The organism is Petrotoga olearia DSM 13574 (genome assembly GCF_002895525.1).
GTDB lineage: Bacteria > Thermotogota > Thermotogae > Petrotogales > Petrotogaceae > Petrotoga > Petrotoga olearia.
Window position 1 is genome coordinate 104,108 of sequence record NZ_AZRL01000022.1, and the last position, 12,604, is coordinate 116,711.

Here is a 12,604-nt window from a genome sequence, read left to right on the forward strand (position 1 = left end):
ATAGAGAAAAATGGAGCTTTTCTCACTTAATCGATAATAATTGCTCATAATCGTCTGTAATCAAGAATAATTTGATTAGCTTTTTTAAATGCAAAGAGATAAAATAAGATTGAGTAAAAAAAGGAAACGGTTCCTTTATTTGTTAATAAGTATTACACGCTTTTCATAATAATTATTAATGTTCTTTAGCTCCACTAAAAAATTTGTTCCCCAATTTATTATGGTATAATAAAAAATAAAAATTATCATATACAGGTACCTTCCTTAGAAAGGCTGGCTGCTGTGCGAAGGAGCACTGTATATAAGTTTTAGAACTTCTAAAACCCATATATAAAATTAAGACTTGAGGTGAATAATTTGAAAGACAAAAAGAGAAATCCGAATCCTACTATTAAAGATGTTGCGCGGCTTGCTAACGTCGGAATCGCAACAGTTTCAAGAGTATTAAATAATTCCGAAAAAGTAAGTGAAAAGACCAGGGAAAAAGTTCTAGAAATCATCGAAGAGTTGGGTTATTCTCCCAATATTAACGCTAGAACATTATCTTCAAAAAATATAAACTCTCTTTCTTTTGTGACCCCTGACATGGGAAACGAATTTTATGGGATAATGTATTCTCTACTTGAAAAGAAAATTTCTCGCAATAATTATAGGTTGATTGTTTTTCCTCTTATAGATCAGATATCCCTGGAAAAGATCAAGCAAAATACCGATTTAATTTATCAAACCGACGGGGTGTTCTTTTCTTCTCTTTCCGTCTCAAGTATTTTTCAGAACAGAATTCCCCCTAAAAAAATAATATTAATTGATTCATATGATGAAAGATTTGATTCTGTCTATGTTGATAATTATCAAGTCGGGAAAACTGCTGCTGAGTACCTTATAAGTAATTCGCCGTCAAATAGCACTTTTTATTTGGTTACTTTTAAGGAACTCAACAATGAATTTACCTCTTTCGTTTTCAAAAAAAGAGATGAAGGTTTTTTACAGGTTATGGAAGAGAACAATAAAAAGGTGAAAATTATATACAGCGATTTATTGTGGGACGGAGGGTATAAAGCAATTGGAAACATTATAAAAAGACGTCCTAAAAAGTATCTTTCTATTTTTGCAACATGTGACATGATTGGAGTAGGTGTCAAAAAGTACTTGGAAGAAAAGAACATGCATCCAAAAAAGGATTACTCATTGATAGCTGTTGATAATCTACCTATTAGTAGACTATTTCAATTAACAACGATTAGACAACCAATTATAGAAATGGTCGAAATTGCATATGAGATGTTCATTTCTTCTATGGGAGGAAGAGAAAAAGTTGAACATCATAAATTAGAAGGAAAAATAGTAGAAAGAGAAACATAAAAGATCTAATTATTTTTTTTGCTTTATTATGGAAACCTTTTCACAATATCACAACTTCAAAGGAGGTAGGTACTTATGAAGAAAGTAGGTTACTTTTTGTTAGTATTTTTCTTAATTTCCATTTTGTTAGGCTGTTCTGCACAAACAGGTCAAGCCAACCAAACTCAAACTTTGCCTGAAGAGGTTGGAAGTACAAATCTTAACGATTTTGTAAGTCTTTCTGAAAGAAAAACTGCGACTGACTTTGATGCACAAACCGTTTTGATCGTACACTATTACAGACCTGATGGTGATTATGAACCTTGGAATCTCTGGATTTGGCCAAGCAAACCCGTTTCCAAAGAAGGAGCTAGATATTTATTCGATGGTGAAGACAGCTTTGGCAAGTACGCAATTATCAAATTTGATGAAAAGCATGAGGAGCTGGGTTTCATTGTAAGAACAGATAACTGGGATAAAGATATTTCAGCGGATAGATTCGTGAGTATACCTGAAAGCGGGGTTGCTGAAATATGGGTATTATCAGGCGTAGAGAATTACTATACCGATCCAGAAAACCTTGACCTAAGTCCTCGAGTGAACGCAGCTATTATGGATTCATTCGATGAAATAACGGTGAATCTAACTGTGCCCTTTGATACAAAAGAGTGGGAAGGTAAAGTTAATTTTTATGAGGTGGAAGATTCTGATCCCGTTGCTTTAGATGTATCAGATGTTTATAAAACTGATCCTACCGATATTTCCGTTACCACAAATATTACCATAAAACTTGCTAATCCTATATCTTCCCACGATGTGGATAAATTGTATAAAGTAGATATAGAAGGATATGTATCAGAAAATTATGTAATTATGCGAAATATTTTAGATGATGAAGTTTTTCATTACTACGGAAACGATTTTGGAGCGGTGTATTCCCCAGATAAAACAAAATTTAAAGTTTGGTCTCCAGTATCCTCAAAGGCAACGGTACTACTTTTTGATAATTATTTGGATGAAAAACCTTATAAAGTAGTTCCCATGGAAAAAAGCAATAACGGCGTTTGGCAAGCCACAGTGAATGGTGATTTAAAAGGGAAGTATTATCTTTATGAGTTTGTATCTTATGGAGAAACAAGAAGAACTATAGATATTTATTCCACGGCTCTTGCCGTCAATTCTACCAAGTCTGCGATTGTTGATTTGAAAGAAACCGATCCCGTAGGTTGGAATAAGGATGTAAGGCCTACTCTCAACAACATAGAAGATTCAATTGTTTATGAAATTCATGTAAAGGATTTTACGATAGATGAAAGCTCAGGAATTCCAGAAGAATACAGGGGTAAATATCTTGGATTGACTATAGACAATACACAATCTCCAAGCGGTGTGAAGACGGGGTTATCCCATCTAAAGGAACTTGGAGTTACTCATGTTCACATTATGCCTATTCAAGATGCTGGCTCTTTAGATGAAACTAAATTCGATGAGCAATACGGTTGGGGATATGATCCTCTAGTATACAATGTCCCCGAAGGTATTTATTCAACAGATCCATACGATCCATTAAAGAGAATTAATGAAGTAAAAAATGTAGTCAAAACTTTTCACGAAAACGGTATAAGGGTTGTGCTGGATGTTGTGTACAACCATACATACCAAGTTGGAAAAAATTCACCTTTCGATCAAACGGTTCCTTACTTCTATTACCGTACCGATCAATCAGGGAAATATACAAATGGTTCAGGAGTAGGGAACGAAATAGCCACTGAAAGGTTTATGGTTAGAAAGTACATAGTAGATAGTTTAAAGTATTGGGTAGAAGAGTACCATGTTGATGGATTCAGATTCGATTTATTAGGTTTATTCGACAAAGAAACAGTAAAAACAATATCAGAAGAATTACACGCTATACTACCAGACGTGCTTCTATACGGGGAACCATGGACTGGTGGAGGCCCAATAACGTTTGGCAAAGGAGACCAAAAAGGTTTAGAAGTAGCTGTATTCAACGATGATGTCAGAAATGCTATCAGAGGGAGCGTATTTGAACCTGAGGCCAAAGGTTTTGGATTAGGCGCTCCTGGTCAACAAACGAAAATAAAAAGAGGCGTCGTTGGATCTATCGAATACGATAGTACAATAAGATCTTGGGCCCAAGACCCACAAGAAACTATGAACTACGTTTCTAATCATGATAATCATACTTTATGGGATAAAAATGCTCTTGCTCTAGGTGTAAAACCTTGGGAAGAAGAGATAGATTCACTAACTTTAGAAACCTTAAAAGCCTCTCAAAAATTTTCTAACGCAATGATTTTAACCATGCAAGGTATACCCTTCTTACACGGAGGGGTTGATTTTGCAAGGACTAAGAATGGGAACGATAATCCATACAACATTTTAGAACCCAATGTATACGACTGGAATAGAAAAAGCCAGTTTTACGATATCTTTGAGTATTACCAAGGATTGATAGAAATGAGAAAAGCTCATACTGCCTTTAGGATGAGCAATAGTGAAGATATTATAAATCATATAGAATTTTTCGAACTACCCAGAGAATATAGAAAAACTGTTGCTTTTATTATAAAAGATAACGCAAACAACGATCAATGGAAAAATATTGTGGTTGTTTACAACGCGGAACCAGAATCTTCAGTTCAAATTACTTTACCCGACGGCGAATGGAACTTAGTTGTCAATGAGGATACAGCAGGTACAGAAACATTGGATGTTGTAGAGGGAGTAATCGAAGTATCACCTTTATCCGTCTACGTTTTATATCAAAATTAATACCCTTTAAAAGTTCAAAGGGCGAATTTCTTCGCCCTTTTTTAATTTTTATGAAATGACAAAAGAATCTTGATATAGGGTAGAAAACATGTTAAAATATCGATAGATTTATTAATTTTAATTTAATTAAGGGGGTGTTCGTGTGGCATCAGGCTTCTTTCAAAAGCAAGTTATGATGAGAAAAGTGTTGTACTCGCTGATACCTATATACGCATTCGCTTTTTACATGTACGGATGGAGACTGATTTTTCTATCTATATTTGTTTATGGTTTTGGAATTTTGACAGAGTATATTATGGAAAGGAGACAAAAGCGTAAAGTTACCGAAGCGGTTCTAGTTAGCTGCACTTTATTTGTCTTATCCCTTCCTCCTGCAACACCCTGGTGGATTGCCAGTATTGGAATTATTTTTGGTGTTTTATTTGCAAAGGAAGTTTATGGAGGTTTTGGAAGGAACGTTTTTAATCCAGCTATTGCTGGTAGGCTTTTTATTTACATAACCTTTCCAAATATCATGACCCAATCATGGCTTCAACCAGGAAATTTTGGGAGAGTTACATCCGATATCTTAACTTCAGCAACCCCACTTCAAATTTTAGCAAATGGCGAAAGTTTCGGTTTGTTTGAATTATTTTTTGGACTTAGATCCGGTTCAATGGGAGAAGGTCCTATATTTTTAATACTTATAGCTGCAATTTACCTTATCGCTACAAAAACCGCCAGTTGGAAAATTATGTTATCGACATTTTTGAGTGCTTCTTTGCTGACTATCTTTTTTTCTTTAATGGGCCTACAGAACACCTCTTATCCTTTGGAATTCTTACTTTCTGGAAGTTTCATGTTTGTTACCATCTTTATGGCAACAGATCCTGTAACTGCACCAAAAAATGAAACTTCTAAATGGTTTTATGGCATTATAATAGGGGTTACGGCTATACTTATCAGAACATTTTCTCTTTTCCCAGAAGGTACGAGTTTTGGAGTGTTAATGGGTAACACTTTTGCTGCTTTGTTGGATACAGCTTTTACTAGAAAGAAGGTGAAAGCATGAAAAGGGAAGGTAGAGTTTATACCATAATATTTACATTCATTATTTCTTTTGTATTTGTTTTCGTTTTGGCAGTTGCAAATGAATTAACAAAAGATACGGTAGAAAGGAATCAAGAATTGTTCCAAATTAAAGCCATATTATCTGCAATGGGTATATCTTATCAAAGTGATGAAGAAGCTTTTCAAAAATACAATTCTATGGTTTCAACTGAATCTATTGATGGCTCTCAATTATATACTGCCGAAGTAAACGGACAAAATGTCTATGCTACTATCTTCACAGGTGGTGGACTATGGGGAACGATCACGGGTGTCTTAGCTGTGAACGAAGATGTTTCTAGAATTGTTGGTATTGACTTTATATCTCAAAACGAGACGCCAGGATTAGGCGGAAGAATAGAAGAAGATTGGTTCAAAAAACAGTTTTCGGGTCTTAAAATTATAGATAGTCAAATAAGAGTAGTAACTGGGCAAGGTACTGGCGACAACGACTACGAAAACGGACAAGTCGATGCAATAACTGGTGCTACAAGAACTTCTGAGTCTATTGAAAGAATTGTAAATGAAACGATTTCGAATTTGAAAGATATTCTGGGGGTGAGTATTTAATGGCTCAGAAAAATTGGATAGCGATTGCTAAAGATAATTTATGGTATAACAATCCTGTATTCATCCAAATACTCGGAATATGTTCCACCCTAGCTGTAACTAATACTCTTATTAACACTTCTATTATGACTGTGGGAGTTGTTTTTGTGACAGGATTATCAGCGTTGACGGTTTCTTTGTTGAAATCTTTTATTCCTAGGAAAGTCAGAATGATAGCCCAAACGTTGATAATATCTTTTTATGTTATAATTGTTGATATTGTTTTACGGGCTTATGTACCTGAAGTTAGTAGAGCGTTGGGACCATACGTAGGTTTGATTATAACTAATTGTATAATAATGGGAAGAACAGAGGCTTTTGCTCAATCTAACCCTCCACTGCTTTCTTTGTGGGATGGTTTAACTAGTGGAATAGGCTATATGTATGTCCTTTTGATGGTCGCATTTGTGAGAGAGTTGTTGGGCTTTGGAACACTTTTTGGATTTCAAATATTACCAGATAATTTTGTAAATTGGACTATAATGGTTATGCCTCCAAGCGCTTTCTTTATGTTAGCTATTTTTATATGGATACTTAAAGGTTACATGTTTAGAAAGGAGGTTAAAAAATAATGTCCCCTGACGTAGGTTTGATATCTTTATTCTTTGCTTCTATTTTTACAAGCAACATACTTCTTTCTAATTTTTTAGGAATGTGTTCCTTTATATCGGTTTCAAAGGATTTCACTTCTTCTAATGGGTTGGGTCTTGCAGTAACCTTTGTTATGACTATAACTACCGCAATTAACTGGCTGGTCTACCATTATTTGTTGATTCCTTTCGGTTTAGAATATCTTAGATACATAGTCTTCATAATCGTCATTGCTGCAATAGTTCAGATATCAGAAATGGTTATAGAGAGAATGTCAACTAATTTGTATATGAGCTTAGGTATTTTTCTTCCGTTAATCACCGTCAATTGTGCTATACTGGGTGTAGCTCTCTTTATGCAGATTAGAAATTATAATTTTCTTCAATCAGTTATATTTGGACTAGGTTCAGGGCTAGGTTGGTGGTTAGCAATAGTATCTTTAGCGGCAATAAGAAAAAAGGTTGATAAATCTCCCGTACCCGGACCTTTAAAAGGACCTGGAATTACCTTAATCACGATTGGACTTATGGCGATGGCTTTCATGGGATTTTCGGGTATGTTAAACGTACAGTGAGGTGATTGATGTGAATACAATTTTAGCTGCCTCCTTTTTAATTGGCGGATTAAGTGCGGTTTTAGCTGCACTTATTGTGGTAGTTGATGGCATAGTCAACAATTATGGTGAGGTTAAGATTGATATCAACAATGGCAAAAAAGAGTTAAAAGTAAACGGAGGCGCATCCCTACTTACCACCCTTTCCGAGCAAGGCGTTTTTATCCCCTCAGCATGTGGTGGCAGGGGAAGTTGTGGAGCGTGTAAGGTAAAAGTTTTATCAGATATTGGACCAATTTTACCCACGGAAGCACCGCTTTTAGAGGAAGACGAAATAAAACAAAATATAAGACTGTCTTGTCAAGTGAAAGTAAAATCTGACATAGCAATAGAAATACCAGAAGAACTATTTTCTGCAAAAATTTTTAAGGGTGTAGTTGAAAAAATAAATGATTTGACTTATGATATAAAAGAAGTTAAAATTAAACTTATCGAACCTAATGAAATTGAGTTTAAAGCTGGACAGTATATGCAATTGGTTATACCTCCCTACGAGAAAATAAACGAATATACTCAAAGGGCATATTCCATAGCATCATCTCCAAGTCAAAAAGATTCTGTAGAATTTTTTATCAGACTTGTCCCAGGTGGAATTGCAACGACTTATGTTCATAAGTATCTAAAAGAAAACGACCAAATGGAATTGGTTGGTCCTTTTGGTGAATTTTATATGAGAAATACAGATGCAGACATGATATGCGTTGCGGGAGGTTCAGGATTAGCCCCCATAAAATCTATCGTTGCGGATATGTTCGAAAGAAAAATAACCAACAGAAACGTTTGGTTGTTTTTTGGAGCAAGAAGCTTAAAAGACCTTTATTATGTGGATTTCTTTCAAGACATGGAAAAGAAATGGGATAGATTCCACTTTGTTCCTGCACTATCAGAACCTGAACCCCAAGACAATTGGAAAGGCGAAACGGGACTTATCACAGATGTATTGGGAAAATATTTTAAAGAAAAAATGGATCAAAATACCCCAAAAGAAGGGTACTTATGTGGAAGTCCAGGAATGATAAATGCCTGTATTAAAGTAATGACAGAGAACGGCATATCAGAAGATAAAATATATTATGACAAGTTCGCATAATGAAAAGGAGGTGCTTTTCCTCAATGAAAATGACTGAAGATTTAAAGAAAGCCTATGAAAATATGAAGACCGGAGTAATAACCGCTGGTGGATTTTTAGGTAATGATGAAAGACTTTTGGTTGATATAATTGAAAGTGACGAGGAAAAAATTAGATCTTTAAATATAAATTTACAAGATTACATCAAAAAGATTAGATACCTTTTCGAAAAAGGGAAAGAAGCTTTTGAAGAACCTGTAACCATTGATAATAAATGGCTAATAAAAGTTGACGAAGCTAGAGGACATCTACCTTGTCCATTTGAAGACGGTATTTTTAGAAAAGTTAATTTAAGAATTAAAAATTTAAATAACAACGAAGAACTTCTTATCACAGAATTATCATTACACTTAATAGAAAAACATCATTTTTTTCAAGGTAAGGGATCACCATTCAGGGTTGAACCTGAAAAACTTAAAAAAGTTCTCGAAGAATAAAAAGGAGGAATTAAAGAACCATGCCTATCAATTTAAGAGGAAGAAGCCTTTTAACGTTGAAAGATTTTACGCCCGAAGAGATAAAGTATCTTCTCGAACTTTCAAAAGATTTGAAAGTTAAAAAGAGAATGGGCATTAAGGGAGATTTATTAAAAGGTAAGAACATAGTATTGCTATTTGAAAAAACATCAACTAGAACAAGGTGTGCCTTCGAAGTAGCCGCCTTCGATGAAGGGGCAAACGTTACATTTTTAACTAACAGTCAAATGGGTAAGAAAGAATCAATAGAAGATACTGCAAGAGTTTTAGGGAGATTTTACGATGGAATAGAATTTAGAGGATTTAAGCAAGAAACGGTGGAAATTCTAGCAAAATATTCGGGTGTTCCCGTATGGAATGGTCTAACAGATGAAGATCATCCCACTCAAGTTTTGGCAGATTTCCTAACTATTATGGAAAACTTTGAAAAACCTCTTAACAAGATAAAATTTGTATACGTTGGAGATGGAAGAAACAATATGGCTAACGCACTTATGATAGGTGCCGCTAAAATGGGTATGGATTTTGTAATTATTTCTCCAAAGGAACTTTTTCCAAGTAAAGAACTGTTAGGTGAAATGGAAACTACAGCTCATGAAAACGGTGGAAAAATTACTATCACAGACAAGCTTGATGCTGTTGTTAACGCAGATGTGATCTATACTGATGTCTGGATTTCTATGGGAGAAGAAAGTAAAGTTCAAGAGAGAATCAACTTACTTAAACCGTACCAAGTAAATATGGACTTGATAAAAAAGACGAACAATCCTGAAGTTATTTTTCTGCATTGTTTGCCATCTTTTCACGACACAAAAACCGAGATGGGATACGATGTTTATCAGAAATACGGTATTAAAGAAATGGAAGTTACTGATGAAGTGTTTGAAAGCAAGTACTCAAAAGTTTTTGATGAAGCAGAAAATAGAATGCATACCATAAAAGCAGTTATGGTAGCAACGTTGGTAGGTTGATATGAATGACTGAAAAGCTTGCAATTGTAGCAATAGGAGGAAATGCATTATCCCAACCAAAAGAATCTCCAACAGCTCAAAACATGCTAAAAAACTTAGAGAACACGGCAAAGTGCTTAGTTGAACTAGTAAAAAAAAATTATAAAATAGTCATAACCCACGGGAATGGACCTCAAGTGGGAAATATTCTAGTTCAACAAGATATAGCCAAAGATGTTATTCCTCCATTTCCGTTGGATGTTAACGGAGCTATGACTCAAGGATATATAGGATACATGATTTCCCAAACGTTAAAAAACATTTTAACAGAAGAACATATTGAAAAAGACGTTACAAGTATTGTTACCCAAGTACTTGTTGATAAAAATGATCCTGCCTTTTTCAATCCTTCAAAACCCATTGGGCCTTTTTACAGCAAAGAAGAAGCTGACACTTTCATTAAAGAAAAAGGATGGAGTATGGTAGAAGATGCTGGAAGAGGTTGGAGAAGAGTAGTACCTTCTCCGGAACCGTTAGAGCTTATAGAGTTAAAAGCTATTAAACAACTGGTAAGGGACAACAATATAACCATAGCAGCGGGTGGAGGGGGTATCCCAGTAATAAAAGAAGAGGATAAATTAAAAGGCGTGGAAGGTGTCATAGACAAGGATAGAGCCTCGGCTTTGTTAGCGATAGAATTAGAGGCTGATGAGTTTATAATTCTTACCGCTGTAGAAAAAGTATTCATAAATTTTAACAAACCTAATCAACAATCTATATCTTCAATGACCGTAAACCAGGCAATACAATATATGAAAGAAGGACATTTCTCAAAAGGGAGTATGTTGCCTAAGATAGAGGCGTGCACAAATTTTGTTCTCAAGACTGGAAGACCTGCTTTAATTACAGATTTAACCAAATTGGTTGATGCATTGGAAGGAAAAACGGGAACTATCATAACAAAATAAGGGGGAGATTCCCCCTTTTTGTTAACTAAACCTTTTTGTTCTCATCGCTTGACTTATTCTACTTTCTTTGTTTTTAAGGGACATTTTAGAAGCAACTGAGTTGTACAAAAGTTCTACCATGAATATTTCTCCGATTCTGCTTACTGTAAATTCGCTCTCCTGAGGCATTTCAGCTGAAGTATATAAAACTAGGTTGACTATTTTTGACATGGGTGAATTAATTCCTGCAGTTATACCTATAGTAAAGGCACCAGCGTCCTTGGCTACTTGGGCGGATTTGTAAGTATCTCTGATAACCCCAGAATGACTTATAGCAACTACTACATCATCTTTTTCCAGATTTGAAGCGACTATAACTTGCATGTGTGGATCAGGATATGCAGTAGAAGCAAAACCCAAGGCGGCAAACTTCAAAGAAGCATCCAAAGCTACGGGAAAAGATCTTCCTACCGCATAGAATAGTAATTTTTTGCTGTTAAGTATCATTTCGGATGCTCGATTAATTTTATCCCTATCTGTTTGCCTTAGAATATCTGTTAAGGAGTTTACAGTCTTATTGTAAATCATATCTACAAGATCTTTCGACTCTTTTAATTCAAGTGTAGGGGTACTCAACTCTCTTGCTAGTTCTAACTTAAATTTTTGATATCCCGAGTAGCCAACCTTTTTTAAAACTCTGTATATAGTAGTTTCACTAGTTCCTGCCCAATTGGATAATTCAGTGATGCTGTAGTGTATTACATCGGCAGGCCTTTCGATTATATACTGAGCTGCCTGCTTTTCTTTGTCAGTTAAAGAATTGTATATCCCTTTAATCTTGGAAGTTACCAACTTCGTCACCTCTAATCGACTATAACTTTTTCATCAATTCATCTTTTTTATTAGCAAATGCATTTATTTGATCTTTAATCACTTTTTCTGCTTCTACTTCGTTCATATCTTTTGTTAATTCAGCAAAATCGGCTACTCTCCCAAAATAGAGGGGTACTAAGGATTCCACCAAATTTTTGTCTTTGTTTTTTGAATATTCTGTTAACGTGTTAAATAAGATATCCACCCATATTTGAAGTGGTAATTTCTTCTCTTTCATTATGATTTCCAAGTGATCATTTGCTAATCTTTTTGTTTCTTCATTTTTTAATCCTTCTAAAAGTTGCTTTTTCAAATTTTCTATGTTGATGTTGATAGGTTCAACAGCGACTTGGGGTATTTCACCATATATTGGGGCTTCTTCAATAGATTCGATATCTTTCCATTTCGAGACGCTATCTACGATAATATCAAATAACGTTCCAACAACTTGCTTAAACATCGGGGATAGATCAGCTCCAGGATCCTTAGGATCGTGAACTTTTGCACCTAAAGCAGCTTGATAAACCTTTTTATTGGAGTTAAGTATGGCATTTGTAGTCATCCAAATATCTATCCCGAACTTAGCAACGTCTGTTTTTGCGACACTCGAAGCGGTTTCCAAATAAACATCAATCATATTTTTACCTACACCAAAGTCTCCCCCTATCGGTTGCCTAATAGCTTGACCAAACAGAGAAGTAACCAAGGGATAACAGACTTGATTTGTGATTGTACCGTCGTATTTGTGCCTTACATAATAAGGTGTAACATAATCAGAAAGTCCTTTCATTATTGGACCAGTTAGTCTTTCTATCCACCATGGCCTAACACTTTTTAAATCAGAATCTAAAAATACAATCGCTTCGGCGTCTAAGTTTTTTGCTAGTTCTATCACAGAAAGCATAGCGCTTCCTTTACCGGGAAGTCCGATATAATCGTAAGCAATTTTTGGTACTTTTTTTGTGTCTGTTTTCATAAAAACTTCTTTTGTTCCGTCTTTTGAACCCCCATCAGCGTTAACAATTAATCCATTAGAATCACAATATTCAACTATCCCTTCTGCTGCTGTTTTAGAAACAAAAGAAATCGTTTCAGCATTATTATAGCTTGGAATACCCACAACTACTTTTACCCTTTTAGGTAAATTTTGTAAAATTTTATCATCAAAAAATATTGACATTTTAACTTCC

General features: G+C 35.0%; 12 protein-coding genes. 10 read left to right on the top strand and 2 right to left on the bottom strand.

The window, feature by feature from the left end; all coding sequences use genetic code 11:
* Positions 1 to 357 precede the first annotated feature (357 nt).
* The 10 genes from X929_RS08470 to arcC all read left to right on the top strand — a co-directional run bounded on the left by X929_RS08470 (position 358) and on the right by arcC (position 10,562).
* Entirely contained in the window at positions 358 to 1,362 is a 1,005-nt protein-coding gene (locus X929_RS08470; RefSeq protein ID WP_146255786.1) for a LacI family DNA-binding transcriptional regulator, read from the top strand.
* Between the two features lie 75 nt (positions 1,363 to 1,437).
* On the top strand, positions 1,438 to 4,137 hold the full coding sequence (pulA, locus tag X929_RS08475) for a type I pullulanase (RefSeq protein WP_103067594.1): 2,700 nt from the start codon (positions 1,438 to 1,440) through the stop codon (positions 4,135 to 4,137).
* Positions 4,138 to 4,279: 142 nt separating this feature from the next.
* A complete protein-coding gene (locus X929_RS08480) occupies positions 4,280 to 5,188 on the top strand; it encodes an RnfABCDGE type electron transport complex subunit D (RefSeq protein WP_211286761.1) in 909 nt (302 codons plus the stop codon).
* Positions 5,185 to 5,796 (top strand): FMN-binding protein, encoded by a 612-nt coding sequence (locus tag X929_RS08485; protein ID WP_103067595.1) that lies wholly within the window; start codon positions 5,185 to 5,187, stop codon positions 5,794 to 5,796. Before X929_RS08480 ends, X929_RS08485 begins: the two co-directional genes overlap by 4 nt.
* Positions 5,796 to 6,407: an Rnf-Nqr domain containing protein gene (locus X929_RS08490; RefSeq protein WP_103067596.1), complete on the top strand. Its 612-nt coding sequence runs from the start codon at positions 5,796 to 5,798 to the stop codon at positions 6,405 to 6,407. Before X929_RS08485 ends, X929_RS08490 begins: the two co-directional genes overlap by 1 nt.
* Positions 6,407 to 7,000 carry an NADH:ubiquinone reductase (Na(+)-transporting) subunit E gene (locus X929_RS08495; protein WP_103067597.1) on the top strand — a complete coding sequence of 198 codons (594 nt, stop codon included), beginning with the start codon at positions 6,407 to 6,409 and terminating at the stop codon, positions 6,998 to 7,000. Before X929_RS08490 ends, X929_RS08495 begins: the two co-directional genes overlap by 1 nt.
* 10 nt (positions 7,001 to 7,010) lie before the next feature.
* Entirely contained in the window at positions 7,011 to 8,129 is a 1,119-nt protein-coding gene (locus tag X929_RS08500) for an NADH:ubiquinone reductase (Na(+)-transporting) subunit F (protein WP_103067598.1), read from the top strand.
* Between the two features lie 23 nt (positions 8,130 to 8,152).
* Positions 8,153 to 8,605, top strand: coding sequence for a hypothetical protein (locus X929_RS08505; protein WP_103067599.1), 453 nt, complete (start codon positions 8,153 to 8,155; stop codon positions 8,603 to 8,605).
* 20 nt (positions 8,606 to 8,625) lie between these two features.
* Complete coding sequence (gene argF, locus X929_RS08510; RefSeq protein ID WP_103067600.1) at positions 8,626 to 9,615, top strand: ornithine carbamoyltransferase; 990 nt, start codon at positions 8,626 to 8,628, stop codon at positions 9,613 to 9,615.
* 5 nt (positions 9,616 to 9,620) lie between these two features.
* Positions 9,621 to 10,562, top strand: coding sequence for a carbamate kinase (gene arcC, locus X929_RS08515; protein ID WP_103067601.1), 942 nt, complete (start codon positions 9,621 to 9,623; stop codon positions 10,560 to 10,562).
* Positions 10,563 to 10,583: 21 nt separating this feature from the next.
* On the opposite strand, the gene X929_RS08520 is transcribed toward arcC, so the two are convergent.
* Positions 10,584 to 11,402: a MurR/RpiR family transcriptional regulator gene (locus X929_RS08520; RefSeq protein WP_245858695.1), complete on the bottom strand. Its 819-nt coding sequence runs from the start codon at positions 11,400 to 11,402 to the stop codon at positions 10,584 to 10,586.
* Between the two features lie 10 nt (positions 11,403 to 11,412).
* Positions 11,413 to 12,594 (bottom strand): glycosyltransferase, encoded by a 1,182-nt coding sequence (locus X929_RS08525; protein ID WP_103067603.1) that lies wholly within the window; start codon positions 12,592 to 12,594, stop codon positions 11,413 to 11,415.
* Between the last annotated feature and the right edge of the window lie 10 nt (positions 12,595 to 12,604).

Excerpts from the sequence above, each read along its gene's own strand:
- X929_RS08525 (WP_103067603.1), bottom strand. The coding sequence starts at position 12,594 with ATGTCAATATTTTTTGATGATAAAATTTTACAAAATTTACCTAAAAGG.
- X929_RS08485 (WP_103067595.1), top strand. The coding sequence starts at position 5,185 with ATGAAAAGGGAAGGTAGAGTTTATACCATAATATTTACATTCATTATT.
- X929_RS08490 (WP_103067596.1), top strand. The coding sequence starts at position 5,796 with ATGGCTCAGAAAAATTGGATAGCGATTGCTAAAGATAATTTATGGTAT.
- X929_RS08495 (WP_103067597.1), top strand. The coding sequence starts at position 6,407 with ATGTCCCCTGACGTAGGTTTGATATCTTTATTCTTTGCTTCTATTTTT.
- arcC (WP_103067601.1), top strand. The coding sequence starts at position 9,621 with ATGACTGAAAAGCTTGCAATTGTAGCAATAGGAGGAAATGCATTATCC.
- argF (WP_103067600.1), top strand. The coding sequence starts at position 8,626 with ATGCCTATCAATTTAAGAGGAAGAAGCCTTTTAACGTTGAAAGATTTT.
- pulA (WP_103067594.1), top strand. The coding sequence starts at position 1,438 with ATGAAGAAAGTAGGTTACTTTTTGTTAGTATTTTTCTTAATTTCCATT.
- X929_RS08505 (WP_103067599.1), top strand. The coding sequence starts at position 8,153 with ATGAAAATGACTGAAGATTTAAAGAAAGCCTATGAAAATATGAAGACC.